Consider the following 24,582-nt stretch of genomic DNA (forward strand, 5'->3'; position numbering starts at 1 on the left):
GGGTGAACAGCCAGACGCAGGACGAAACCGACCTCTTGGCGGAATTGGGGGAATCCTTCAGCCTGCTCCGCGACCCGTACCCGTACTTCGATGCGCACCGCGCCCGGCACGGGGTGTTCCAGGGCAGCGTGATGGACTGGTCCAAGACCCCCGATGAGTTCCGGCCCCGACACCAGTACGCGGCGGTCTCCTACGACGCGGTGAACACCGTGTTCCGGGACGGAAAGTCGTTCAATTCCAAGATCTATGACGACACCATCGGGCTGTTCATCGGACCGTCCATCCTGGCCATGGAGGGCCATCTGCACCGCGCCCACCGCAACCTCGTCACCACCGCGTTCAAGGCCAAATCGCTGGTGCGCTGGGAACCCGAGATCGTCCGGCCCATCTGCGAGCAACTGATCGACGAGTTCATCGACACCGGCCGGGCGGATCTGGTCCGCGACTTCACCTTCGAGTTCCCCACCCGGGTGATCTCCAAGCTACTGGGCCTGCCCGAGGAGGACCTCGCCTGGTTCCGGCAGCGCGCCGTGGAACTGATCAGCTACCACGTCAAGTACAAGCGCGCCTTCGAGGCGTCCGCAGCACTGAAGGATTACTTCCTCAACCAGATCGAGTTGCGTCGCTCCAAACCGACCGAGGACATCATCGGCGATCTGGTCACCGCCGAGGTCGACGGTGAGAAGCTCACCGACGAAGCCATCTATTCGTTCCTGCGCCTGCTGTTGCCGGCCGGCCTGGAGACCACCTTCCGGTCTTCGGGAAACCTGCTGTACCTGCTGCTCACTCACCCCGACCAGTTCGCCGCGGTACAGGCCGATCACGAGCTGATCGGGCAGGCGATCGAGGAAGGGCTGCGCTACGAGACACCGTTGACCACGGTGCAGCGCTCGGCCAACGTCGACACCGAACTCGGCGGTGTGCCCTTGCCCGCGGGTGCCGTCATCGACGTCTGCATCGGGTCGGCCAACCGCGACGAGAACCGCTGGGAACGCGCCGGCGAGTTCGACATCTTCCGGAAACGGGTGCCGCACATCACCTTCGCCGCCGGTGAGCACACCTGCCTCGGCCTGCACCTGGCCCGGATGGAGACCCGCGTCGCGGTCGAATGCCTGCTCAACCGGGTGACCAACATCCACCTCGACACCTCGGCCGATCCGCACATCTTCGGCCAACCGTTCCGGTCCCCCACCGCGGTCCCGGTCACCTTCGATCCGGTCTCCTGAGCCGAGCGATCTCATGGCCGCCAGACCCGCCGCCAAACGTCAGCGTCGTGAACGCGGGTCGATCAGCGTCGAGGAGATCCTGACCGGCGCCTTCGAGGTGGCCGCCGAGGTGTCCATCGACAACCTCAGCATGCCGCAACTGGCCAAACACCTCGACGTCGGCGTCACCAGCATCTACTGGTACTTCCGCCGCAAGGACGACCTGCTCGACGCGATGACCAACCGCGCTCTCGACGAGTACGACTTCACCGCCCCCAGCATCGATGCCGGCAACTGGCGCGAGTCACTGGCCCATCACGCCCGGATCATGCGGAAAACCTTCCGGGCCAATCCGATCCTGTGTGACCTGATCCTGATCCGCGGGTCCTACGGGCGGGCGGCGGTACAGGGCGCGATCCAGAAACTGGAGCCGCCGGTGGCGGCACTGGTCCGCGCTGGATTGTCCTCCGAGGACGCGTTCGACACCTACTCGGCCATCGCCACCCACGTCCGTGGCACCGTCATCATGGAACGCCTGCAGGACAAGATGCCCGGTATCGCCCCACGCCAGGACGGCGAGCGCAGCCTCATCGACGCCGCCGCCACCCCGCACATCGCGGAGGCGACCGGGCGCGGTCACCGGATGGGTGTCGCCGACGACATCAACTTCGAGTACGTGCTCACCTGCATCCTCGACCGCGCCGAGACGCTGGCGCGTCAGCCCTGACGCGGCAGCCGCCACCCGATGGTCTTGGTCTCGGTGTACTGCGCGAAACCCTCGATGCCGCACTGCCGCCCGACACCGCTGTTCTTGAAGCCACCGAACGGCGCATCGGCGCCGTAGTACATCCCGCCGTTGACGCCGATGGCGCCGGTCCGGATCCGCCGGGCAATCCCCATGGCCCGCTCCGGAGACTTCGACACCACCGCGCCGGCCAGACCGAACGCGCTGTCGTTGGCGATCCGCACCGCCTCGTCGTCGTCGTCGAACGGGATGAGCACCAGCACCGGGCCGAACACCTCGTCCTGGGCGACGGAGGATCTCGGGTCGGCGCCGACGATCACCGTCGGGGCCACGAAATGACCGCCGCGCAGATGCTCGGCCAATCCGTCGGGCTCACCGCCGCCGACCGCGATCTCGGCGCCGTCGCGGCGCGCACCCTCGATGGCGTCGAGCACCCGTTGCTTCTGCGCCGCACTGATCAGCGGGCCGACCAGCGTGGTCGGCAACGCCGGGTCACCCACCGGCACGCCGGCGAAGGCCATGGTCACGTTGGCGACCGCCTCGTCGAACAGGCTGCGGTGCACCAGCATCCGGGTGTTCGCCGCGCACGCCTGGCCTGCGTGCACGCAGGTACCGATGGCGCCGGGAATGACGTGTCCCGGGTTGGCGTCGTCGAGCACGATCATCGCCGACTTGCCGCCGAGTTCGAGGAAGGTGCGTTTCATGGTGTCCGCGCCCACCCGCATGAGGTGCCTGCCCACCGCGGTGGAACCGGTGAAGGACACCATGTCCACCCGCGGCTCGGTGCCCAGCAGCCCGGCCACCTCGTTCGATGCGGTGGGCACCACATTGACGACGCCGGCCGGGATGTCGGTGCGTTCGGCGATGAGCCGGCCCAGCCGGGTGGCGTTCCACGGGGTGTTGGGGTCGGGCTTGAGCACCACGGTGTTGCCGGCCGCCAGCGCGGGACCGAGCTTGTTGAGGATCACCTCGATCGGGAAGTTGGACGGGGTGATGGCGGCGACGACGCCGACGGCCTCCTTCACCACGGTGCGCGCGTTGCGGTCCCCGAACAACCCTCCGCCGTCGAGGCGGCGCTCCCATTCGAACTCGTCGATCATCCGTGCCGGGTAGCGCAGTGCGTCGGTCAGCGGCCAGTCCAGCTGCGCGTTCTGCGTCGTCATCGCCGGGCAGCCCACCTCGGCGATCAGTTCCTCGCGCAGATCCTCGGATTCGGCTTCGATCGCCTCCTGCAGTTGCAGCAGCGTCCGCTGCCGCAGCGCGCGGTTGGTGGACCAGTCGGAATCGTCGAAGGCCCGGCGAGCCGCACCGATGGCACGGTCCATGTCCTCCGCGCCGGCGGACGAGGTGCTACCGAGCACCGAACCCGTTGCCGGACTGAGGTTGTCGAACTGCTCACCGGACAGGGCGGAGACCAGGTCGCCGTCGATCAGCATGCGGGTCTCGGCGCGCACGGCCGCGCGGCGGCCGATCTCCACGCTCGGCGCGTCCGCCACTACGTCACTCACCAGTTGCCCTCCCCGGACCGATACATCAACAGTAATACTTACAGTAACTCAGTGCACGCCGGTGGTCGCGGCCACCTGTACCGGAATGCCGGTCAGCCAGGACATCCCCGCCAAAGCCTCGACGTCGGCCGGATCGCTGGACATCAGCTGGTTGACGTTGACGCCGCCGGCCCGGTTGGCGATCCGCCAGCCGCCGGTTCCGCGATGGCCCCATCCGTGCGGGATGGCGATGGTCCCCGGCATGATGTCGGCGGTCAGGGCCACCGGCACCGCGATCTCCCCGAACGGGGATCGCACGGTGGCGGTGTCCCCGTCGGCGATGTTCCGCGCGGCCGCATCGTCGACGTGCATGAGCGCGCGTTGGGTCCGCTCGCCGCGCATCAGCAGCGGCGAGTTGTGCATCCACGAGTTCTCCGAGCGGGGCTCACGCATCCCGATCATCCGCATCGGGAATCCCTCGGGCAGTTCGCGCTTCGCCAGCGCGGTGAGCTCCGCGGCGATCTCGCGGTGCTCCAGCTGCACCCTGCCCGCCCGGTAGGCCACCACCTCGTCGAGCACTCCGGTGCGGATATGTGGTGCCACCACCACCCCGTGCGGATGGGCGGTGCTCAACCGGCGGAAGTTCAACCCGCCGCGGCGCAGGCCGAACCGGTCACCCCCGTCGGCCAGCCGGATCATCATGTCGACCACCGGGCGCGGATTCAACCGCTTGCCACGCCGTGCCGCGATCCGCCACGCTGCCCGCAGCGCGGTGAACACCGGTGTGCGAACGGCGGTCCGGGCGATCAGGTCCGCGATGATCTCCCACTCGGTACGGGCCTGCCCGGCAGGTGCCACCACCGCGTCGGTCACCTGGCGGAACGGTGTGGCCTGGAACTGCTGGAAGGTGACCGCGAAGTCGTCGCGTTCGTACATGGTGGTGACGGGCAGGACGTAGTCGCAGTGCGCATTGGTCTCGTTGACATACAGGTCGAGCCCGACCAGCAGATCCAATGACTCCAACGCGTCCTCGAGCTCTCGGCCGTTGGGTACCGACAGCACCGGGTTACCGGCCGCCACGAACATCGCCCGGATCTGCCGCTGGCCCCCGGTGGTCATCTCCTTGGCCATCAGCGCCGCCGGTTCGGCGCCGATCACGGCCGGGAACCCGCCCACCCGGGTGCGTTTCGTGCGGTAGGCCCGGCGTAGGGAAGCGCCCATCACCTTGGCGCTCCACTTCTGGCCGGGGATGCCCAGCGTGCTGAAAACGCTGCCGCCCGGGCGATCGAGGTTGCCGGCCACCAGGTTCACCGCATCGATGAGATAGGTGACCAGCGTGCCGTGGCGCCCCACACAGGTCCCGAGCCGGCCGTACACCGCGGCGCGCGGTGACGCCGCCAGATCGCGGGCCAGTCGACGCACCGCTTCGGGTGCCACCCCGGTACGTGGGTGGGTCTGCTCCGGGGTGAACGGTTCGCACGCGGCCCGCAACCATTCCAACCCGTCGGCCTGCTCCCGCGCGCCGTCACTGACCAGGTTTTCGGTGAACAGCACCTGCAGCACCGACATCAGCAGGAACGCGTCGCTGTCGGCGCGGACGCCGAGCCATTCGAACTGGGCGGCGGTCTCGCTGCGCCGCGGGTCGATCACCACCACCCGTCCCCCGCGCCGCACGATGTCGTGCATGCGGTCCTTGATCCGCGGTGCGGTGAGGAAACTTCCGTGCGATACAACGGGATTCGCGCCGATGAGGACGAGCAGATCGGAACGCGTCAGATCCGGGATGGGTACCGCCATCGGCGACCCGTAGAGGAATTGGCTGGCCAGCAACCGGCTGCTGGTGTCCTGGGTCGAGGACGTGAAGAAGTGACTGTCGGCGCCGATTCCCTTGGCGAACGCCATCGCGCCGAACAGATGGGAATAGCTGAAGGCCGCAGGATTGCCCATGTACCAGCCGAACGCGCCGGATCCGTGGTCGCGGTGAATGGCGGTGCAGCGGGCGGCGATGTCATCGAGCGCCTCGTCCCAGCCGACCGGGGAGAATCCGCTCGCGGTCCGCTTCAGCGGCGTGGTGACCCGGTCGGGGTCGTTGACCACCTCGGCGAAGGCGATGCCCTTCTGGCATGCGAACCCGGCCGAGAGCGGATGCTCCTTGTCGGGGCGCAGCGCGGTCAGCCGACCGTCCTCGACCGTGGCGATCATCCCGCACAGCGGTTCACAGATTCGGCAGAACGTCGCTTTGAATTCGGGCCCGGCTTTGAATTCGGGCCCGGCTTTGAATTCGGGCCCGGCTTTGAATTCGGGTTCGGCCTTGTGCTCGATGACTTCTGCCGCCATTGACCGCACCTCCGTGGCTTCTCCGAACGTCCACCAGATACGCTACTGTAAGAATTACAGTAGCCGTGTGGAGTTCGTCGCTTTGAGGAGAACCGAATGCAGAAAGCGCTGGCACCGGAGATATCGACATGGCCCGACGCCGAGCCCTCGTTGATCGGGGCCCGCTGCGGTACCTGCGGGCAGACCACCTTCCCGGTACAGCGCCGGTGCCCGGCGTGCAGCAGCGATGCGATGAGCCCGCACCACCTGCCCCGGCGCGGCACGCTGGTGGCCTGGACCACCCAGGGATTCCCGCCCGGTCCCCCCTACAAGGGACCCACCGGCAAGGAGTTCGTGCCATTCGGCGTCGGACTCGTGCAACTCGGGGATGTCCTACGGGTGGAGGGCCGGCTCACCGAGAACGACCCGGCCGCGCTGGAGTTCGGCATGGAGGTCGAGCTCACCATGATTCCGTTCGCCACCGACGCCGACGGGGACGAACTCGTCACCTTCGCCTTCGCACCCGTCCAAGGAGCCTGATCATGCATGAAGTAGCCATCATCGGGGTCGGACTGCACCCGTTCGGCCGGTTCGAGGGGAAGTCCGCGATGGAGATGGGCGTCGACGCCATCTTCGCCGCGGTCGCCGACGCCGGGGTCGAGTGGAAGGACATCGGGGCCGCCACGGGCGGCAGCTGGACGGTCGCCAACCCCGACGCCATCGTCGGCATGGTGGGGCTGTCCGGTATTCCGTTCACCAACGTCTTCAATGCGTGCGCCACGGCGGCCAGCGCCGCCAAGGCGTGTGCGGACGGTATCCGGTTGGGCGACTACGACATCGGGATCGCCGTCGGCCTGGACAAGCATCCCCGCGGTGCGTTCACCGAGGACCCCGCCCTGGTGGGCATGCCGAGCTGGTACGCCGAGAATGGCCAGTACCTGACCACCCAGTTCTTCGGTATGAAGGCCAACCGGTATTTGCACGAGCACAACATCTCGGCGCGCACCCTGGCCAAGGTCGCCAACAAGAACTTCCGCAACGGGGCGCTGAATCCCAACGCGTTCCGGCGCAAACCGATCAGTGAGGACGACATCCTCAACTCGACGATGCTGAACTACCCGCTGACCCAGTACATGTTCTGCGCGCCCGACGAGGGTGCGGCCGCGGTGGTGATGTGCCGGGCCGACCTGGCGCACAAGTACACCGCCAAGCCGGTGTATCTGCGGGCCGTCGAGGTCCGTACCCGCCGGTACGGGGCCTACGAGGTGAACACCACCTGCGCGCCGGTGGTGGAGGACGTCGCACCGACGGTCTATGCGGCACGGGCGGCTTTCGAAAAGGCCGGTGTGGCACCCGAAGACGTGGATGTCGTGCAGCTGCAGGACACCGACGCCGGTGCGGAGATCATCCACATGGCCGAGTGCGGTTTCTGCGCCGACGGCGACCAGGAAAAGCTGCTGGCCGACGGCGCCACCGAGATCGGTGGTTCGCTGCCGATCAACACCGACGGCGGGTTGATCGCCAACGGCGAGCCGATCGGCGCCTCCGGCCTGCGCCAGATCCACGAGCTGGTCCGCCAGCTGCGCGGCGAGGCCGGCGACCGGCAGGTACCCGGCAATCCGCGGGTGGGCTTCGCCCAGCTCTACGGCGCGCCCGGCACCGCCGGCGCCACCGTGCTCACTCTTTGACTTTCATTGCCGAACAGACGTGAATGGCCGCAAAGTCACCCCGAATAGCGACCCTTCGCGTCTGCTCGCGAGAGAAGGGAACCCACCCACATGACCGAGCAGTTCCGGGACGCGCCGATCTTCGACGCCGACCAGCACATGTACGAGACCGGCGACGCACTGACTAAGTTCCTGCCCGAGAAGTACAGCCGTGCCGTGCAGTACGCCCAGTTCGGCAGGCAGACCCGGGTGGTGATCAACAATCGGGTCACCGATTTCATCCCCAACCCAACCTTCGAACGGGTCGCCGCCCCAGGTGCACACGAGAAGTTCTTCGCCGGCGAGAACACCGACGGCCTGACGCTTCGGGAGATGCAGGGCAAGGCCATCGAAGCACCGGAAGCCACCCGCAATCCCGAAGCGCGGGTCGCCGAACTGGACCGTCAGGGGGTGACCGAGGCACTGAACTATCCGACGCTGGGCAGCCTGGTGGAGCATTCCAGCGCCGACGATCCGGCGCTGACCCTGGCGATCGTCCACGCGCTCAACGAGTGGATCCATGAGCACTGGTCGTTCAACTACGCCGACCGGCTGTTCACCACCCCGATCCTCAATCTGTCCGAGGTCGACGCCGCCCAGCGGGAGCTGGAGTGGATCCTGGACCACGGCGCCAAGGCGGCGTTGATCAAGCCGGGCCCGGTCAACGGCCTGTACGGCTGGCGCTCGCCCGCGCTGCCGGAATTCGACCCGTTCTGGCGGGACGTGGAGGCCGCCGGCCTGCCCATCGTGCTGCACGCCAGCTACCCGCCACTGGACGACTACGTCAACAAGTGGGAACCGGCGCACACCCAGAACTTCATGACCCAGAGCGCGTTCCGCTGGATGGTGCTGGGCCACCGCGAGATCGCCGACATGATCACCGCACTGATCTGCCACGGCACCCTGACCCGTTTCCCGAAGCTGCGTATCGCCAGCGTGGAGAACGGTAGCGGCTGGATCTTCCCGCTGTTCAACGACTTCGAGGATCTGCAGAAGAAGATGCCGCAGAACTTCCCGGAGCATCCGCACGACGTGTTCCGCCGCAACATCTGGGTCAGCCCGTTCTGGGAGGGCTGCGTGTCCGACGTCGTCAACACCGTCGGCTGGGACAAGGTCATGTTCGGTTCGGACTACCCGCACCCCGAGGGGCTGCCCGAGCCCCGGGGCTACTGGAAGTACGCCGAGGGCATGGACGTGCGGCGCACCTATGACTTCATGGGTGACAACGCGCGGCGGTTCATGGGGCTGCCGATCGCCAACCCCGATCCCGCGGCCGTCGAGCCACCGGTGTTGACCGCTCCCTGAGCGCGGCGCCGGTCAGACGCCAGATTCGGTGCCGATCTGCTGCACCGCATCGCGAATCAGCCCCACGACCGAGTCCACCAGGTCACTGGCCTGCTTGCTGCGCGGGTAGCTGCGCAGCACGATCCTGCGCATGCCCAGCCCGGGTACGTCGAGGCATTCGACGCCGTCCTGGGGCATGCCTTGCAGTGCGAGCATCGGGATGAGCGCCATGCCCTCACCAGCCGCCACCAAGGCCAAGCCGGTCTGCGTCCCGAAATAGCGATGCGCGGTGGGCTGGTCCATACCGGTGGCCCGACGCAGCCGCGCCACCGCGCGGGTGCTCGCCGCGGCCGGACCGACCCCCAGCCAGGGCAGGTTCAACCGGCCGAGATCGGCGACGTCGGCCGCGATGGTCCCGGCCGGGACCACGAGCTTCCAGGGTTCATCCAGCAGCGGCACCTCGGCCATCCCAGTGGGTAACCGGCGCCGCGACTCCTCGGCATCCAATTCCACGATGGCAGCATCCAATTCGTCGGATTTCATGGCGCGCATCAGCGGTTCCTCGTCGGCCTCGACGAGTTCGAAACTCAGGCCCGGCAGTTGTCTGCGCCAATCCGGCAACGAGGGGGCGATCACCGCGGTGAGGAAACTCTGGAAGCTGCCGAGCCGCATGGTCCCGTGGACCTCGGCGTCGCCACGCGCCAGCCGGGACTCGACGGCCACCAGCGTCTGCTCGATCTGCTGGGCCGCCTCGGCCAGCGCCCAGCCCTCCGGTGTCAGTGCCGATCCCTGCGTGGTTCTGGTCATCAGCACCCGGCCGGTCTCGCGCTCCAGCCGGGAGATCTGCTGGGACACCGCAGACGGTGTCAGGTGCAGCTCATCCGCCGCGGCGAGCACACCGCCGGCCCGGGCCACGGCCAGCAGATATCGCAGCCTCCGCGGGTCCAAGTCCATTAAGAAATGCTACATCGGATGTGCATTTCTATTCAATTGCGTTTAACGCCTGCGAGCTCGATACTTTCCGTGAAACGACGAGTTCGAGGACGGACAGATGATCGCGGCAACGCTGGGATGGATCGGGACGGCAGGCACGCTGGTGGCGTATCTGTCCCTGAGTCGCGGCTGGCTGTCGAATGCCTCCAGGCGCTATACCGCCCTGAACATCGTCGGCGGCACGTTGGCCGGGATCGCCTGCGTCCTGTACGGCGCATGGCCGAGTGCGGTTTCCAACTTCGTCTGGGCCGCCATCGGCGTGCTAAGCGTGGCCGGCCAGTACCGGGCCGGCATCCGGCGCGTGCCGCGCCCCGCCGAGGTCTGTGCGACGTCCGGTTAGCTGGAGCGGTTGCTGCGGACCACCAGCTGACGGGCGGTGTCGCAGAACAGCTTCAAATCGGGGTCGGCGACAACCGCCATCACGAGACCTTCTTGGCCGGCGGCGAGTAGTTGGGCTTGCCCATCCCCAGCACGTGCTGGGCGATCATATTGCGGAACACCTCCAGGGTGCCGCCGTAGATGCCGACCAACGGCGCGAAGCGGTACACGTACTCGCTGCGGTCGTCGGCACCACCGTCGGTGCCGATGGGCAGCGCCGCAACCGATCCGGCGATGTCCATCAGGTCCGGGGAGATGTCGCGCATGGTCTGCGCGATCGCGACCCGGCCGAAGATACTCGGGCTGGACAGCGCCACCTCCAACCGGGCGTGCGCACGGCCCAGCCGGTAGGCGACCGACCCGTCCTCGATGGACCCGGTCCGGGCGGCCAGGGCTGCGACGTTGTCGGCCGCGTTGGCCATGAACATCGCCTGATGCGTCATGATCGCGACGTCGTCGAGGCCGTCGTCGGCCGCGGCGACCGCCCCGTGCTCGGCGTCCAGCGGCTCACGCACCACCGTCCAACCGCCGTTGACCTCCCCCATCCGGTACTTGTCGTCGACCCGGACGTCCGAGTAGTACACGATGTTGGTGCGGTCCCCGTCGACGGTGCGAATGCCCTGGATCTCCACGCCCGGGGTGTCCAGCGGGACCAGGAACATGGTCAGGCTCTTGTGCTTCGGCGCATCCGGATCGGTGTTGGTGATCAAGAACGTGTACTGGCAGTTGTGCGCACCGGTGGTGAACATCTTGGAGCCGTTGATGATCCATTGGTCGCCGTCGCGGACCGCGCGAGTCTTGCAGGTGGCGACATCGGAGCCGCCCTCGGGTTCGGTGTAACCCAGGCACATCCGGATGGTGCCGTCGAAAACGCCGCGCAGCACCTCGTCGCGGACCTCCGGGGTACTGAACTTGGCCACCGAACGGGCGATCATGATGGTGGTCCCCCAGGTCACCCACGGCACCTCGGCGCGGCGCCGTTCCAGCGCCCAGATGCGGCGCTGGGTGCGGGTGAACCCGCCGTCCGCCTCGGACTTGAACTCGCGTTCCAGGTAGCCGGCGGCGCCGAGGGCCAGGTGCACGTCCTCGTCGAAATTGTCGCCGGTCTCCCGGTCGCGGCGGATGACGTCCTCGGTGACCACCCGGGACAGTAGTTCGCGAACCTCGTTCTGGAAGGCCCGGTCCTCATCGGACAGTTCGACACGCGAGAAATCCATGGTTATCCCTCCTGGCTCTCGCGAGCCGAGACGATCTGGGCGATGCGGACTGCGGTGGCGCCCGGGTCACCGCCGGCCAGTGCCCAGCCGCGGGCCCGGACCAGATAGGCGGTGGCGGCAGCCTCGGCCGAGACACCGAGCCCGCCCTGCACGTGTACGGCCATGGTGGCGGCCTTGGCGGCTTCCTCGGCCATGAACACGAACGCCGACGGCCCGAGTTCGGGCCGCTCATCGGGTTCGTTGTCCAGGAACCACGCGGCCCGGCGGGCCAGCCCGCGCCCGCCCTGGACGGTGATGGCGATATTGGCCAGCGGATGCGAGATGCCCTGCAGGGTCGAGATCGGCACCCCCAGGGTGTAGCGGGTCTTGGAGAACTCGGCGGCGATGGTCATCGTCTCCTCGACCAGACCGACCAGCGCCGAGGCGGTGAGCAATCGCCATTCGTCCAGGGCCCGTTGATATTCGGCCAGGGCACCGGCGCCGCTGGCCAGCACCACCCGGGTGTCGGCGGCGCCGGGATCCACCCAGGCCATCGGCAGCTTGCCGATGTTGTCCACCTTGGCCGGCCGGGTCGAGAACCCGAGCTGCACAATGTCCGAGCCGTCACACACGATGAGGTGGTCGGCGATCGACCCGGCCGGGATCAGCCGCGGTCCGGTCGGCGCGACCTGCTGGGGATCGAGCGCCACCAGCTGCGTGCCCGCCACGATCTCCGCGGATTCCAGCGCACCGAGCCGGGCCAGCAGCCGGGCCGCGACGACGTGGTCGATCCACGGCACCGGCGCCAGTGCGCGGCCGATCTCCTCGGCGACCAGTGTCAGGTCCACCAGCGTGGCGCCGTCACCGCCGACCGACTCGGGCAGTCCCATGGTCGTTGCACCCATACCGCACAGCCGTTCCCACAGACTCTTGTCGAAGCCGGCCGGCTCGGCCGCGCGCACCGCCTCGATGTCGCAGTGGGTCTTGAAGAATTGCTTGTAGGCAGCCTGCAGGTCCTTGTGATCCTCGGTCAGGCTGTAGTCCAGCCTGCGCAGTTCGTAACGGTCCATCAGTTGCCTTCCCCAAAGAAGAAATCGTGGGCATTGTTGTAGAGGTAGTTGTCCATCACGTCGTCGGGCAGATCGAGGGCCAGCGCCTCGGGCACCACGCGTTCCATCCGCAACACCGGGAAATCGGATGCGAAGATGACCTTCGTCTTGCCACGGGTCCGCATGAAATGGATCAGGCTCTCCGGCAACCGTTTCGGCGACCAGGCCGAGGTCATCAGACGCAGGTTCTGGTATTTGATCAACATCCGGATCGCGACGTCCCACCACGGGTCCGCACCGTGGATCATGCACAGTTTCAATTCCGGGAACCGCACGCACACCCGGTCCAGATGGATCGGGTTCTGCACCTCACCGGGGATCGGCGGTCCGGGCAGACCGGTGTTCACGCACAGCGGCAGCTCCAGCTCGGCGCATTTGGTGTAGAGCGGGTAGTACACCGCATCGCTGGGCGGGTACTGGCCGTCCCCCCAGAAGCTCGGTCCCACAACGGTGTACACCACCGGAAGATCCTTGGAGATGGCCTCCAGTTCGCGCAGGGACGGGATCGGGCGCAACAGGTTGACCCCGCCCATCGCCAACGAGAACCGATCGGGGTGTGCCTCGACGAACTTGCGGGCCGTCACCGACGGTTTGGCCAGCGAGTCCATCAGGATCGCCCGCTGCACTCCGTGGGTGTCCATCTCGTCGATCATCTGCCCCAGGTCGATGGGGTCATACAGCGACTTCGGGCCCTTGAAATAGTCGTCGCGCACCTTCTTCATGAAGGTGGGCTGGTTCTCCGTCTCACCGAAATGCACGTTGGCCAGGCAATCGATCACACGGTTCACCCGCTCTGTCATGACGTCGTCTCCAGTTGTTTCCTCGCGTGGTCTTTCGCCCACCGGTAGTCGGCCTTGCCGTTGCCCAGTCGACGGATCTGCTCGACGAACAGCACATCCTTGGGAATCTTGAAGCGCGCCAGGCCGGTCGCGCAGTGCTCGCGCAGGACCTTGGCGGTCACATCCGCACGGAGGGACACAAGACCGACGATCTCTTCACCCCAGCGCTCGCTGGGCCGCCCCACCACCAGCGCATCGGCGACCGCCGGGTGCGTCCGCAATACCGCCTCGACCTCTTCGACGAAGACCTTCTCCCCACCGGTGTTCACCACCAGCGAGTCGCGGCCGTACAACCGCAGCGTGCCATCGGATTCCAGCGCCGCGCGGTCCCCGGAAACCACCACCCGCTGCCCGTCCACCTCGGGAAAGGTCCTCGCGGTGGCCTCGGCATCGTCGAAGTAGCCCAGCGGGATCCGGCCGTTGCGGGCCACCCAGCCGACCTCGGTCTCCCCGGGGTCGAGGAACCGCTTGTAGTCCTCGGCGAGCACCAGCCCGCCCGGCCGGAGCTGGAAGGTCTCGGCAGTCTCGGTCTGGCGCTGGGTGTGCCCGAAGCCCATGTTGCCGGTCTCCGAGGAGCCGAAGCCGTTGATGATGGTGATCTGCGGGATGTGTTCCAGCAACGCCCGTTGGTGTTTCGGGTTGGTCGCCGCCCCGCCGGTGCCGATGGCGAACATCGAGGACAGGTCGTAGCTGCGCCGGCCGAGCTCTTCGACCAGGGGTGCGGCGTAGGCATCGCCGACCATGGTCATCAGACCGATCTTCTCCCGTTCGGCGGTTTCCAGCACGGTGCGCGGGTCGAAACGGGTCTTGGTGTCGTGCAGGACGACCGTCTGGCCGGACAACAGGCCGGAGAACGCGGTCCACATGCCGGCGGCGTGCATGAGCGGGGAGACCGCGAACCACGGCGGCCCGGCATTCGCCACCTTCTGGTGGATTTCGCCGACCTCTTCGTGATCGGCCCCGTTCATCGAGGACACGTAGATGTCCCCTTGGCGCCAGAGCACGCCCTTGGGCCGTCCGGTGGTGCCGCCGGTACAGATCATCAGCAGATCGTCGGGCGATCCGGGTCCCGCACAGTCCGAATCCCCCTGGCGCAGCGCCTCGTCCAAGGACACCGAACCGGGAATCTCGTCGCCCTCCCCGTCGTCGACGCTGATGAGCAGATCGGCATTCAGGACGGAAGCGAACTTCGCACCCAGTGACCGGTGGTAGATGATCGCCCGTGGCCGCAGGTAGGCCAGCAGGTCGGCGACCTCACCCGGCGAGTAGTAGTAGTTGACGTTGACCGGGACCGTGCGGGCCTTCAGGCACCCGATCACCATGTCCGGGTACAGGTCGTTGTGCATGACCAGCGCGACGCGATCCTGACCGCACTCCCACCGCTGCAGTGCACCGCGTTCGGTGTGGGCACCCAGCCCGCGGCCGGCCAGGAAGTTGGCCAGCCGCCGGGTCCGGTCCGCGCCCTGGGCGAAGGTGGTGCGCCGGGCCCCGCACACGGTCATCTCCCGCTCCGGTACCGCATCGGCGATGGCGTCGATGACAGCGCCGATGGTCCATTCGGTCACGGACGTCAGACCGTTGCGGCCAGATCACGGGCACCGGGCGCGACCCGGTTCACATCGCCCAGCATTTCGAGTGCGTTGTCACGCATGACCTTTCGCGTGTCTTCCAGGCTGAACTCGGGGAACTGCGGGATATCGGCGGTGAAGGTGGTCGGGTCGGCCAGCCCTTCGCCGTGCGGCCAGTCCGATCCGAACAGGATCTTGTCGACACCGATGGTGTCGGCGAGCAGCTTGACGTCGTCCTCGTAGTAGGGCGCGATCCAGACGTTGTTGCGCAGCTGCTCCACCGGATCCTCTTTGAAGTGGTACGGCGCATTGTTGGCGGCCTTCTTGAGCCGCTTGATCAGCCGGTAGACGAAGTAGGAGCCGTTCTCGATGCTGCACACCTTCAGCTTGGGGTGCCGGGTGAACACCTGATGCACGATCATCGAGGCCATGGTGTCGTGGATGGCGCGATCGTCCATGATCACCATGTCGAGTGGATCCCGCTTGCCGAAGCCCTTGAACACGCCGCTGCCGCCCCACAGTGCAGGCACCGCCATGTATCCGGAGTCGGACAAGTGGAACACCACCGGGACGCCGGCCTCGGCCAGCCGTGCCCACACGGGGTCGTGGACCGGGTCACCGAGCGACCGCGGCCGGACCTCGCCCGGCACCGGCGCCGGGCGCACGCACACCAGCTTGGCGTCGCGGCTCAGCACGAACTCCACTTCCTCGACCGCCTTGACGGGGTCGGCCAGCGAGATGATCGGCGCCGAGACGAACCGCCCGTCGGGCCGGTCGAACCCCCAGTCCTCATCCAGCCACATGTTGAACGCGTGGACCGACGCCATGGTGGCTTCGATGTCGTGTTTGAGACCTTCCTCCACACCGCACGCGAAAGTCGGCAGCATGAACACGGTTTCGAGGCGTTGCCGGTCGAGCACCTTGAGTCGTGCGTCCCGGTTCTGGTACTCGGGATGGTCCCCGAGGCGGTCCACCTTCATCAGCGAGGCCGGGTCCACGCCCTCGGGAATCTCGCCGCGGAACAGCAGATCCAGGCAACCCGGTTCGATGATCGGGTCGAAGGTCGGATTCGGGATGAAGTGGTTGACCGTACCGCCCATCACGGCCAGCGTGCGTTTACCGTCCTGCACCATCTGCACACCGCGACTGCGGAATTCCTTGGGCAGATGCCGGGTGAACGCGTCGACCGGCTCGTAGTAGTGGTTGTCGACGTCGACGGCCAGGTAGGGCAGGCGTTCCGGGGTGTCGGACATGTTGGTCAACCTTTCAAAGCTCTTGTAAAGGCGGAAAATTCGGAGGCCGCTTCTCGAGGAACGCGGAGATGCCCTCGATGAGATCGGGCCGCACCAAGGATTCGTGCATCAACTTCTCGGCGCGGGCACTGACGTCCATCACCGGGTCTCCTGCATCGCCGTACAACTGGCCTTTGATCACCGCCATCGAGGCCGGTGAACAGTTGCGCGCCAGATCTTCTGCGTAGGCGATCGCGGTGGGCAGCAGATCCTCGGCCGGCACAACCGCTTTGACGAGACCGAGTTGCAGAGCCTCTTCGGCGAGGAAGGTCCGGCCGGACAACAGCAGATCCGCGGACACCCCCCAGCCGGCCAGCCGCGGCAGGATCCAGGTGATGCCGTACTCACCGATCAGTCCGCGGCGCGGGAACGCGGTCGCGAATTTGGCGCCGGCGGCGGCGAACCGGACATCGCACATCAGCGCGTGTGTGAGGCCGATTCCGACGCAGGCACCGTTGATCGCGGCGATGACCGGCTTGCGCAGGGTGGTCAGGAAGTGCGGGTGTCGCTCGCCGACGATCTTGCTGACGTCGGTATCGCCGCTGATCGACTCCCCCAGGTCCTGCATGGCGCCCATGTAGGCGCCGGCGCAGAAACCCTTCCCGGTACCGGTCAGCACGACGGCCCGGGCCGCAGGATCGGCTTCGGCGCGGTCGAAGGCGGCGTAGACGCCGCTGGAGATGTCGGCTCCCCAGGAGTTCAGTCGCTCCGGCCGGTTGAGCGTGATGACGGCGACGCCGGCCTCGGTGACCTCGTAGAGCACGGCGTCGTTGCCCACGACCTCGAAACCGACACTGTCAGCAACAGTCATGGGTCGAGCCCTCCCGTTCAGACATACATACTGTATACCTATCGGTAGTGCATTCCGCAACCCGCTTATGCGGCCCTCGACCTGCATAAAAGCCAGGATCATGGGTGGATCAATCCGAGGTTGCGATAAGCCTTCTCGATCTGGGTCTTCGCGGCCTCGGGCAGCTCTGCCTGAGGTGGGCGGGAATGCGGGTGGTCCCCGACCGGCAGTCCCAGCAGCGACGCCGCGTATTTGAACGCGCCGGCCCAATGCGTGAAGTAGTCCGGTCGACCCGGATAGCAGGTCAACCACGAGCCCATGTCGATGCCGAACCGGTCCAGCCCGGACTCCCGGGCGAAGTCCATCGCCTCGATGAGCCGATCGGACCACACCAGCTCGGCGTCTCGTGCAGATATCCGGCGGTGCCCAGCTGAGCGCGCTGAACGGGGTGGCCTCAGCTGCTGTGGCCATGCCGAACCCCTTCTAGATGAAGTCGCTACCGCCATCCACGTTGACGTTCGCACCCGTCATGTAGGAGTTCCGCTTCGACGCCAAGAACGCTGCCACCGGCCCGATCTCAGCGGGCATGCCGGTCCGCGGCAGGTGCGCCGGGTGGCCGAAGTGCTCGTCGATCGCCGACATCAGGGCGTACGGGTCGTTGCCGTCCACCCCGACCGACTCCGCCCAGCCCAGCAGCGCCTCCGAGGAGATGCTGCCCGGCGACACCACGTTGACCATGATCTCGTCGGGCGCCAACTGCAGGGAAAGGTTTTTCGACACGCTGTTCAGCGCGGCCTTGGCCGCGGTGTAGGCCGGCAGCCGGGTGCTCTGCCGCTGCGTCGAATGCGCCGAGAAGTTCACGATGCGGGCCCACTCCGCGGCGCGGAGCAGCGGTAGGGCGGCCCGAACACAGCGCACCATGCCCATCAGCCCGGCGTCGAAGGCCTCCTGCCACTGCTGATCGGTCAGCTCGTCGAAGGTGCCCGCGGCATCGGGTCCGACGGTGTTGATGAGGGCGTTGAGCTGCCCGTCCCACCGCTGCGCCAGATCGGCGAACGCCCGTTGCACCGCAGCGTCGTCGCCGATGTCGGCGACGACCGCCACCGCGTCCGGACTCCCCCGCCGGGCCAGGTCCGCGGCAGCGGCGTCGAGCACCTCTGCCGACCGGCCGAGGACAGCCACCCGCGCGCCGTCATCGGCCAGACATTGCGCGGTGGCCAGGCCCATGCCCCGGCCCCCGCCCACCACCACGGTGGCCGCTCCGGCAAACCCCAGATCCATTGCTTCTCAGGCCTTCCGAGCGCTCAGCTTCCGGTCCAGTTGGGTGCCCGCTTCTCGGCGAACGCGGTGGCACCTTCGATGGCGTCCTTGGATCCGAACACCGGGGCCATGATGGCGTTCTGCTTCTCCCACATCTCGGCCTGGCTCCACTCCGCGGACTTGACGATGATCTCCTTGGTCGCAGCGACCGCGAGCGGTCCGTTGGCGGTGATCTTCTCGGCCAGCTCCAGCGCGCCGGCCAGTGCCTCGCCCGGTTCGGTCAGCTTGTTGACGAAGCCCCACTCCACGGCCTGCTCGGCGGTGAAGTTCTCACCGGTGAGCGCGAGCTCCAGCGCCTTCTGGTACGGGATGCGGTGCGGCAGGCGCAACAGACCACCGCCGCCGGCCACCAGGCCGCGCTTGACCTCGGGGATGCCGAACTTGGCCTCCCGGGAAGCCACGATCAGGTCGGTGGCCAGCACCATCTCGGTGCCACCGGCCAGCGCGTAGCCCTCCACGGCGGCGATCAGCGGTTTGCGCGGCGGACGCTCGGTGAACCCGATGCCCCGACCGGGCACGTACGGTAGCTCACCGGAGGCGAATGCCTTGAGGTCCATGCCGGCGCTGAAGTTCCCACCCGCGCCGGTCAGCACGCCGACCGACAGTTCCGGGCTGTCGTCGAGCTCGTCCATCGCGGCCGCGAGGCCTTGTGCCACCGGGAGATTGAACGCGTTGCGCGCCTCCGGCCGGTTGATGGTGACGACCAGGGTGCGGCCCCGGCGCTCGGTCAGGATTTCGTCGGCCACTCGTGAACCTCGCTTATCGGCGTTGAGTAAGTCAGATGGGTACCGGAAAACATTACTATAGGTATTACGGTAGCCTGCCGAATCCGCCGAGAATCGGCATACCCGCACGACGGTATGGCTACCGGTAAGCTTGACGGTTCACTATCCGATGTGAAAGAGGTGCCGCCGTGGCCAAGCAACCGGTCGCTGAGAAACGACAGCGACGCGAGCGCGGATCGATCAACCCCGACGACATCATCAAGGGCGCCTTCGAACTCGCCGAGCAGGTCGGCATCGACAACCTCAGCATGCCGTTGCTGGGCAAGCATCTCGGCGTCGGCGTCACCAGCATCTACTGGTACTTCCGCAAGAAGGACGACCTGCTGAATGCGATGACCGACCGCGCGCTGAGCGAGTATGTCTTCGCCACACCGTATGTCGAGGCCAAGGACTGGCGCGAGACCCTGCGCAACCACGCCAGGACCATGCGCAAGACCTTCGTCGGCAATCCGATCCTGTGTGATCTCATCCTCATCCGGGCCGCGTTGAGCCCGCGCGCCGCCAAGGTCGGCGTGCTGGAGATGGAGAAGGCGATCTCGGGGTTGGTCGAGGCCGGCCTGAGTCCCGAGGACGCCTTCGACACCTACTCGGCGGTGACCCTGCACGTGCGCGGGTCGGTGGTGCTGCAGCGCCTGGCCGAGAAGAACCAGGCCGGCGACGAGGGCCCGGGCGCCTACGACCAGACCCTGGTGATCGATCCGGAGGTCGCACCGCTGCTCGCGCAGGTGACCGGTGAGGGACACAGCTTCGGCGCCTCGGATGAGAACAACTTCGAGTTCGGTCTGGACTGCATCCTGGAGCACGCCTCCCGACGGCTGGAGGGCGGCTCGAAAGCGAAAACCCCGGCCCCGAAGGGCCGGGGTAAATCCGCCGGGTAGCTCAGTGCTCGCCTGAGATAAGACCTCGATGCTGATCACACTTCGATGACGAGACCGCCGCCCTGCCCGCCGCCGGCGCACATCGCGGCCACACCGATACCGCCACCGCGACGCTGCAGTTCGTAGATCAGGGTGGTCACCATCCGGGCCCCGGAGGCCGAGATCGGATGTCCGAGGCTGCAGCCACTGCCGGAGAAGTTGACCAGTTCCTCGTCGATGCCGTACTCGCGCACAGCGGCGATCGGCACCGAGGCGAAGGCCTCGTTGATCTCCCAGAGCGCGACATCCGAGGGCTTCAGGCCGGCCCGGTCCAGCACGTGGCCGATGACCTTCACACCGCCCAGACCGGTGTCGCGGGCGGCCACGCCCACCGAGCCCCAGGCCTTCACCTTGGCCAGCACGTTGAGGTTCTCCGCTGCCGCGTAGTCGTCGGCGACCACCGCGACAGCAGCGGCAGCGTCATTGGTGCCACTGCTGTTGCCCGCGGTGATGGAGAATCCCTCGATCTCCGGATGCAGGACCTTGAGCTCGGCGAGCTTCTCCGCGGTGGTGCCACGGCGGGGGTGCTCGTCGACGCTGAACTCGATGACCGAACCGTCGGCCTGGGTGACCTTGATCGGCACGATCTCGTCGGCGAACTTGCCGGCGTCCTGCGCGGCCACGGCACGCTGGTGGGAACGGGCGGCCCAGGCGTCCATGTCCTCGCGGGTGATGCCCGCGGACTGCGCGGTGTTCCAGCCGACCGTGATGGACATGTCCTTCATCGGGGCGTCGGGGGTCTCGACGTGGGTGGGCGTCATCCAGCGCTCTTCGAACTTGAGCTCGGGCCCGGGGATGCGCCAGTTGGTCAACGGGGTCATCGACAGCGACTGCACACCGCCGCCGATCACGACGCGCTCCATGCCGGAGGCGACGTGCGCGGACGCGTTGCCGATGGCGGTGAGACTGCCGGCGCAGTGCCGGTTGACCGCCTGCCCGGGCACCCACTGCCAGCCCAGGATGTCGGCGCAGTAGCGGGCCAGATCGCCGCCACCATACTGGGATTCGGCGATGATCAGGTCGTTGATCGCGGAGGGGTCGATACCGGCCCGACGCACGACCTCGGCCAGCACCGGGGTGAGCAGTTCCTCGGGCGGGGTGTTGACCAGCGTCCCCTTGAAGGACCGGCCGATGGCGGTGCGAGCAGCACCGACGATGACGGGGCTGGGCATGGGCGGAACCTCGAATCTCTCGATTGACGATCGTACTTACAGAAACGCTAGCATTTGTAATGCCCGGTCGGTTACCGAGACTGACAGAACGTTGTGACCCACTCCTACTTTCCCGCCCGTTTGTTCGCTCGGGCGGCGGGAGGGTCAGCTGGGTTCGGGGACGTGGAAATGCTCGTCACGTAGCCGGAACGCCTCTTTCGTGCCGTGTTCGGCGCGGGTCTTGACGAAGTTGAACTCACCGGGCGAGAACTGCAGGTTGGTGCCGTAGGCATGGAACAGGTAGCTGGCCACCTCCTCGCCCTGGTAGGCCTGGCTCTGCTCGACGAGCCGGAACGCCTCCTTGGCGATCACCACGCCGTCGGCGGGCATCTTCGCCGCCTTCAGCGCCCAGTACCGGGCGCGGGCCTCGACCTGGGCCGCATCGCAGGTATCGGTGAAGATGCCCAGATGTTCGATGGAGCCGGCCTCGATGATGTCGCCGGTGAGCAGCATCCGCCGGGCCAGCACCGGGCCGAGCCGGTGGAAGAACATGTGCAGGCTGCCCAAAGCCGGGCCCAGGAAGCGGGTGGCGGGCATGCCGATCAAGGTGTCGCGGCCGATCACCGAGATGTCGGTCATCAGCGCCATCTCGAAACCGCCGCCCAGCGCATAGCCGCTGATCTCGCCGACGGTGACCTTCGGGAAGCCCAGGAAATTGTGGTAGAAGTCGAACGATTTGCGGTCCACCGTGAGCCGACGACGCTGGCTGGGCCGGGACTTCTTGGGCGGCTCCTTGCCTTCCCCGCCATACCAGCCGTAGGCGTTGTTCATATCGGCTCCGGTACTGAACACACCCTCCGCCCCGCGCAACAGCACCACGGTGATGTCATCGTCCTCGGCGACGATGTCGAGGTAGCGGGCGATCTCGCCGCGCATCGCGGCGTCATAGGAGTTGCGCTGCTTGGGATTGTTCAGCGTGATGGTGGCGATGCGATTCTCCGCATCGACCTCGAACAGCACCCGGTCATCGGTCATGCGAAATCAGCCTCGCTTCGATTGTTTTGTCGGTTCCGGCGGCCAGGGTGGTCCGTCGCGCCGCGGTGAGATGGTCGGTGGCGAGCTTGGTCGCGCGTGCGGGGTTACCGTCGGTGATCGCGTCGAGCAGGCGTTGATGGTCACGCAGGGCGGCGCGCATGGTGTGTTCGGTGACGTCGTCACCCCACACCGAGGATTCGTGCGCCGACCAGATCATCTCCAGGGAGCCGATCAGCAGGATCATCGGTTCGTTGCCGCACCGGGCCACCAGCGCCTCGTGGAACCGGCGGGCATTGCGCACGAACTGTGCCGAATCCTCGAACTGTGCTGTCTGCACGTCGATTTCGGCTTGCAGATACGGGACCACCTCGGTGAGCCGATCCTCGCGCGCCGCGCACATGCCGGCACAGATGGGTTCCAGATGCAGCAGCGCGCCGCTGACATCGGCCGGGGTGGCCGAGCGGGTTTGCAGCACCATGCCGATCATGTGCGCGGTGCGCTCGGCCGACGGCAGTTGCACCACTGCGCCGCCCATGTTGCCGCGCCGCACCGAGATCAGTCCGTCGGTCTCCAGCAGGTGGATGGCCTCCCGCAGCGCCGGTGGGCTGACACCGAATTCGGAGTACAAGTTCTCTTGGGTGGGCAGGATGTCGCCGGCGCGCAACCGCCCGGACAGGATGTCGTCGCGGAGTTTGGACGCGACGATCTCGGCAACCCGTGGCTGCCGGATCCGCCGGGCACGTCCTTCCATCGACGACCTTTCCTTGCTAACTTGTACAAGATAGTAACCGCATCGCCTACTGTATGGGCAACTGTATGGATATGGGAAGGCCGGGTGCCAGGTGAGCGACGGCTCGGTGGACACCACCCGCGCGGACTCCGTGCTGCACATCATCATCGACCGGCCCGACCGGCGAAACTCGTTGAGCCACCATATGATCGACGACCTGGTCAGCATCCTCACCGCGGCTGCCAGCGACGATTCCCTGCGTGCGGTGCACATCGCCGGCGCCGGCGAACACTTCTGCACCGGGGCCGATTGGGTCGCCACCAACAGCTCGGGTGAACGCCCCCGCACCGGGGACCTGGTCCGCCGCATCCCGCACGGCGCGAACCGGATCGTCGAACTCGTCGCCACCATCCAACTGCCGGTGGTGGCCACCGTCCGAGGCTGGGCCGTCGGCCTGGGCTGCAACCTCGCGCTGGCCGCCGATTTCACCATCGCCGACGAGGCCGCCACCTTCTGGGAACCGTTTCTGTCCCGCGGCTTCACCCCCGACACCGGATCCACCTGGCTGCTCCCCCGACTGGCCGGCATCGCCCGGGCCAAGCGGATGCTGCTGCTCGGCGAGAAGGTCAGCGGGGCAGCGGCCGCCGACTGGGGGCTGATCCACAGCGCGGTGCCCGCCGACGAAGTGGACACGGCGGTCGATGCGCTGCTCGCCCGGTTGGCCGGCGGGCCCACCGTCGCGATCGGGCTGGCCAAGCAGGCGATCGGCTACGGCCAGCACGCCACCCTGGCGCAGTCCATGACCCAGGAGCTGTCCAACCTGGAACTCTCCTGCCGCACCGCAGATTTCAAAGAGGGACTCGCCGCGTTCCGGGAACGCCGCGATCCGCATTTCACAGGTCGCTGAACTTCACAGGCGCTGAAAGGTGAGCATGTACGAGACCATCAAGTACGAGGTGGACGGCCACAAGGCCACCATCACGATGAACCGGCCCGACGCGCTCAACGCGTTGTCCCCGCACATGATCACCGAATTGCGGGCGGCGTATCAGCGGGCCGAGGACGACGACAACGTGTGGCTGATGATCGTCACCGCCACCGGTCGTGCCTTCTGCACCGGCGCCGACGTCAAGGAGATTCCCGGCGACGGCAAGGTCGTCAACGAGCGGCCCTACCTTTCCACCTATGAGCAGTGGGAGGCACCGCAGGAGGGCACCCCGCCCTTCCGCAGCATGACCAAACCGGTCATCGTGGCCGTCAACGGCATCTGCTGCGGCGCCGGCCTGGACTGGGTCACCACCGGCGACATCGTCATCGCCTCCGACAAGGCCACCTTCTTCGATCCGCACGTCAGCATCGGCCTGGTCGCCGCCCGTGAGATGGTGCGACTGGCCAAGGCGCTACCCCGGTCGGTGGCGCTGCGGATGGCGCTGATGGGCAAGCACGAGCGGATGACCGTGCAGCGTGCCTACGACCTCGGGCTGATCACCGAGATCGTGGAGCACGACAAGCTGTTGGAGCGCGCCCACGAGATCGCCGACACGGTGAATCTCAATGCGCCGCTGGCCGTTCGCGGTACCCGGCTGGCGATCCACAAAACCCTCGACCTGCCGCTGCACGAGGGTGAGATCCTGGCCGAGACGTTCCGCGAGCGCGTCACCCGCACCGAGGACGCCCTGGAGGGACCGCGGGCATTCGTGGAGAAGCGCGCCCCCAACTGGCAGGCGCGGTAAGCC

The 24,582-nt window shown here is 67.0% G+C and carries 23 protein-coding genes and 1 pseudogene; 9 read left to right on the top strand and 15 right to left on the bottom strand.

Annotated features, from left to right (window positions below):
• The first annotated feature begins 35 nt into the window (after positions 1-35).
• Both V4U86_RS18540 and V4U86_RS18545 read left to right on the top strand, forming a co-directional pair.
• Positions 36-1,226 carry a cytochrome P450 gene (locus V4U86_RS18540; RefSeq protein WP_395312110.1) on the top strand — a complete coding sequence of 397 codons (1,191 nt, stop codon included), beginning with the start codon at positions 36-38 and terminating at the stop codon, positions 1,224-1,226.
• A gap of 13 nt (positions 1,227-1,239) precedes the next feature.
• Positions 1,240-1,932, top strand: coding sequence for a TetR/AcrR family transcriptional regulator (locus tag V4U86_RS18545; protein ID WP_395307405.1), 693 nt, complete (start codon positions 1,240-1,242; stop codon positions 1,930-1,932).
• On the opposite strand, the gene V4U86_RS18550 is transcribed toward V4U86_RS18545, so the two are convergent.
• Entirely contained in the window at positions 1,923-3,458 is a 1,536-nt protein-coding gene (locus V4U86_RS18550; RefSeq protein WP_395307406.1) for an aldehyde dehydrogenase family protein, read from the bottom strand. The genes V4U86_RS18545 and V4U86_RS18550 overlap by 10 nt on opposite strands.
• A 48-nt stretch (positions 3,459-3,506) precedes the next feature.
• The gene (locus tag V4U86_RS18555; RefSeq protein ID WP_395312111.1) at positions 3,507-5,639 is read right to left on the bottom strand and encodes a molybdopterin-dependent oxidoreductase; all 2,133 of its coding nucleotides are present in this window, start codon (positions 5,637-5,639) and stop codon (positions 3,507-3,509) included.
• 231 nt (positions 5,640-5,870) lie between these two features.
• On the opposite strand from V4U86_RS18555, the gene V4U86_RS18560 reads away from it, so the two are divergent.
• The 3 genes from V4U86_RS18560 (at position 5,871) to V4U86_RS18570 (ending at position 8,764) form a co-directional block, all read left to right on the top strand.
• The gene (locus tag V4U86_RS18560) at positions 5,871-6,293 is read left to right on the top strand and encodes a Zn-ribbon domain-containing OB-fold protein (protein ID WP_395307407.1); all 423 of its coding nucleotides are present in this window, start codon (positions 5,871-5,873) and stop codon (positions 6,291-6,293) included.
• A gap of 2 nt (positions 6,294-6,295) precedes the next feature.
• The gene (locus V4U86_RS18565; protein ID WP_395307408.1) at positions 6,296-7,441 is read left to right on the top strand and encodes a thiolase family protein; all 1,146 of its coding nucleotides are present in this window, start codon (positions 6,296-6,298) and stop codon (positions 7,439-7,441) included.
• A 90-nt stretch (positions 7,442-7,531) separates the two neighbouring features.
• Positions 7,532-8,764, top strand: a complete 1,233-nt coding sequence (locus V4U86_RS18570; RefSeq protein WP_395307409.1) for an amidohydrolase family protein — start codon at positions 7,532-7,534, stop codon at positions 8,762-8,764.
• A 12-nt stretch (positions 8,765-8,776) separates the two neighbouring features.
• Here V4U86_RS18570 and V4U86_RS18575 read toward each other — a convergent pair whose 3' ends face one another.
• A complete protein-coding gene (locus V4U86_RS18575; protein ID WP_395307410.1) occupies positions 8,777-9,697 on the bottom strand; it encodes a LysR family transcriptional regulator in 921 nt (306 codons plus the stop codon).
• Positions 9,698-9,794: 97 nt separating this feature from the next.
• Here V4U86_RS18575 and V4U86_RS18580 point away from each other — a divergent pair, with 97 nt between their 5' ends.
• Positions 9,795-10,076 (top strand): CBU_0592 family membrane protein, encoded by a 282-nt coding sequence (locus V4U86_RS18580; RefSeq protein WP_395307411.1) that lies wholly within the window; start codon positions 9,795-9,797, stop codon positions 10,074-10,076.
• Positions 10,077-10,155: 79 nt separating this feature from the next.
• Here V4U86_RS18580 and V4U86_RS18585 read toward each other — a convergent pair whose 3' ends face one another.
• From V4U86_RS18585 to V4U86_RS18625, 9 genes and pseudogenes are all read right to left on the bottom strand, one after another.
• The gene (locus V4U86_RS18585; protein WP_395307412.1) at positions 10,156-11,331 is read right to left on the bottom strand and encodes an acyl-CoA dehydrogenase family protein; all 1,176 of its coding nucleotides are present in this window, start codon (positions 11,329-11,331) and stop codon (positions 10,156-10,158) included.
• Positions 11,332-11,333: 2 nt separating this feature from the next.
• Positions 11,334-12,380 carry an acyl-CoA dehydrogenase family protein gene (locus V4U86_RS18590; RefSeq protein WP_395307413.1) on the bottom strand — a complete coding sequence of 349 codons (1,047 nt, stop codon included), beginning with the start codon at positions 12,378-12,380 and terminating at the stop codon, positions 11,334-11,336.
• Entirely contained in the window at positions 12,380-13,219 is an 840-nt protein-coding gene (locus V4U86_RS18595; protein ID WP_395307414.1) for an amidohydrolase family protein, read from the bottom strand. Before V4U86_RS18595 ends, V4U86_RS18590 begins: the two co-directional genes overlap by 1 nt.
• Positions 13,216-14,823 carry an acyl-CoA synthetase gene (locus V4U86_RS18600; RefSeq protein ID WP_395307415.1) on the bottom strand — a complete coding sequence of 536 codons (1,608 nt, stop codon included), beginning with the start codon at positions 14,821-14,823 and terminating at the stop codon, positions 13,216-13,218. Before V4U86_RS18600 ends, V4U86_RS18595 begins: the two co-directional genes overlap by 4 nt.
• Positions 14,824-14,828: 5 nt before the next feature.
• Complete coding sequence (locus tag V4U86_RS18605; protein WP_395307416.1) at positions 14,829-16,079, bottom strand: amidohydrolase family protein; 1,251 nt, start codon at positions 16,077-16,079, stop codon at positions 14,829-14,831.
• Positions 16,080-16,092: 13 nt separating this feature from the next.
• Positions 16,093-16,929, bottom strand: a complete 837-nt coding sequence (locus V4U86_RS18610; RefSeq protein WP_395307417.1) for an enoyl-CoA hydratase — start codon at positions 16,927-16,929, stop codon at positions 16,093-16,095.
• 98 nt (positions 16,930-17,027) lie between these two features.
• Positions 17,028-17,344: pseudogene (locus tag V4U86_RS18615) on the bottom strand (dihydrodipicolinate synthase family protein); the annotation flags it as partial.
• Between the two features lie 47 nt (positions 17,345-17,391).
• The gene (locus tag V4U86_RS18620; protein WP_395307418.1) at positions 17,392-18,189 is read right to left on the bottom strand and encodes an SDR family NAD(P)-dependent oxidoreductase; all 798 of its coding nucleotides are present in this window, start codon (positions 18,187-18,189) and stop codon (positions 17,392-17,394) included.
• Between the two features lie 23 nt (positions 18,190-18,212).
• Complete coding sequence (locus V4U86_RS18625) at positions 18,213-18,974, bottom strand: crotonase/enoyl-CoA hydratase family protein (RefSeq protein WP_395307419.1); 762 nt, start codon at positions 18,972-18,974, stop codon at positions 18,213-18,215.
• A gap of 167 nt (positions 18,975-19,141) precedes the next feature.
• On the opposite strand from V4U86_RS18625, the gene V4U86_RS18630 reads away from it, so the two are divergent.
• A complete protein-coding gene (locus V4U86_RS18630) occupies positions 19,142-19,891 on the top strand; it encodes a TetR/AcrR family transcriptional regulator (RefSeq protein WP_395307420.1) in 750 nt (249 codons plus the stop codon).
• Between the two features lie 35 nt (positions 19,892-19,926).
• Here V4U86_RS18630 and V4U86_RS18635 read toward each other — a convergent pair whose 3' ends face one another.
• The 3 genes from V4U86_RS18635 to V4U86_RS18645 form a co-directional block, all read right to left on the bottom strand.
• Positions 19,927-21,102 carry a thiolase family protein gene (locus V4U86_RS18635; protein WP_395307421.1) on the bottom strand — a complete coding sequence of 392 codons (1,176 nt, stop codon included), beginning with the start codon at positions 21,100-21,102 and terminating at the stop codon, positions 19,927-19,929.
• A 144-nt stretch (positions 21,103-21,246) separates the two neighbouring features.
• Complete coding sequence (locus V4U86_RS18640; protein ID WP_395307422.1) at positions 21,247-22,116, bottom strand: enoyl-CoA hydratase/isomerase family protein; 870 nt, start codon at positions 22,114-22,116, stop codon at positions 21,247-21,249.
• Entirely contained in the window at positions 22,106-22,867 is a 762-nt protein-coding gene (locus tag V4U86_RS18645) for a FadR/GntR family transcriptional regulator (protein ID WP_395307423.1), read from the bottom strand. Before V4U86_RS18645 ends, V4U86_RS18640 begins: the two co-directional genes overlap by 11 nt.
• Before the next feature lie 91 nt (positions 22,868-22,958).
• Between V4U86_RS18645 and V4U86_RS18650 the strand changes: the two genes are divergently transcribed.
• Together V4U86_RS18650 and V4U86_RS18655 are read left to right on the top strand one after the other, a co-directional pair.
• The gene (locus V4U86_RS18650) at positions 22,959-23,753 is read left to right on the top strand and encodes an enoyl-CoA hydratase/isomerase family protein (RefSeq protein WP_395307424.1); all 795 of its coding nucleotides are present in this window, start codon (positions 22,959-22,961) and stop codon (positions 23,751-23,753) included.
• A 25-nt stretch (positions 23,754-23,778) separates the two neighbouring features.
• Positions 23,779-24,579, top strand: a complete 801-nt coding sequence (locus V4U86_RS18655; RefSeq protein ID WP_395307425.1) for an enoyl-CoA hydratase/isomerase family protein — start codon at positions 23,779-23,781, stop codon at positions 24,577-24,579.
• The last annotated feature ends 3 nt before the right edge of the window (positions 24,580-24,582 follow it).

The organism is Mycobacterium sp. AMU20-3851 (assembly GCF_043974665.1).
Taxonomy (GTDB): domain Bacteria; phylum Actinomycetota; class Actinomycetes; order Mycobacteriales; family Mycobacteriaceae; genus Mycobacterium.

What these genes read in the sequence shown, in the direction of transcription:
- V4U86_RS18545 (WP_395307405.1), top strand. Translation starts at nt 1,240, where the DNA reads ATGGCCGCCAGACCCGCCGCCAAACGTCAGCGTCGTGAACGCGGGTCG.
- V4U86_RS18555 (WP_395312111.1), bottom strand. Translation starts at nt 5,639, where the DNA reads ATGATCGCCACGGTCGAGGACGGTCGGCTGACCGCGCTGCGCCCCGAC.
- V4U86_RS18560 (WP_395307407.1), top strand. Translation starts at nt 5,871, where the DNA reads ATGCAGAAAGCGCTGGCACCGGAGATATCGACATGGCCCGACGCCGAG.
- V4U86_RS18565 (WP_395307408.1), top strand. Translation starts at nt 6,296, where the DNA reads ATGCATGAAGTAGCCATCATCGGGGTCGGACTGCACCCGTTCGGCCGG.
- V4U86_RS18570 (WP_395307409.1), top strand. Translation starts at nt 7,532, where the DNA reads ATGACCGAGCAGTTCCGGGACGCGCCGATCTTCGACGCCGACCAGCAC.
- V4U86_RS18575 (WP_395307410.1), bottom strand. Translation starts at nt 9,697, where the DNA reads ATGGACTTGGACCCGCGGAGGCTGCGATATCTGCTGGCCGTGGCCCGG.
- V4U86_RS18580 (WP_395307411.1), top strand. Translation starts at nt 9,795, where the DNA reads ATGATCGCGGCAACGCTGGGATGGATCGGGACGGCAGGCACGCTGGTG.
- V4U86_RS18585 (WP_395307412.1), bottom strand. Translation starts at nt 11,331, where the DNA reads ATGGATTTCTCGCGTGTCGAACTGTCCGATGAGGACCGGGCCTTCCAG.
- V4U86_RS18590 (WP_395307413.1), bottom strand. Translation starts at nt 12,380, where the DNA reads ATGGACCGTTACGAACTGCGCAGGCTGGACTACAGCCTGACCGAGGAT.
- V4U86_RS18595 (WP_395307414.1), bottom strand. Translation starts at nt 13,219, where the DNA reads ATGACAGAGCGGGTGAACCGTGTGATCGATTGCCTGGCCAACGTGCAT.
- V4U86_RS18605 (WP_395307416.1), bottom strand. Translation starts at nt 16,079, where the DNA reads ATGTCCGACACCCCGGAACGCCTGCCCTACCTGGCCGTCGACGTCGAC.
- V4U86_RS18610 (WP_395307417.1), bottom strand. Translation starts at nt 16,929, where the DNA reads ATGACTGTTGCTGACAGTGTCGGTTTCGAGGTCGTGGGCAACGACGCC.
- V4U86_RS18620 (WP_395307418.1), bottom strand. Translation starts at nt 18,189, where the DNA reads ATGGATCTGGGGTTTGCCGGAGCGGCCACCGTGGTGGTGGGCGGGGGC.
- V4U86_RS18635 (WP_395307421.1), bottom strand. Translation starts at nt 21,102, where the DNA reads ATGCCCAGCCCCGTCATCGTCGGTGCTGCTCGCACCGCCATCGGCCGG.
- V4U86_RS18640 (WP_395307422.1), bottom strand. Translation starts at nt 22,116, where the DNA reads ATGACCGATGACCGGGTGCTGTTCGAGGTCGATGCGGAGAATCGCATC.
- V4U86_RS18645 (WP_395307423.1), bottom strand. Translation starts at nt 22,867, where the DNA reads ATGGAAGGACGTGCCCGGCGGATCCGGCAGCCACGGGTTGCCGAGATC.
- V4U86_RS18655 (WP_395307425.1), top strand. Translation starts at nt 23,779, where the DNA reads ATGTACGAGACCATCAAGTACGAGGTGGACGGCCACAAGGCCACCATC.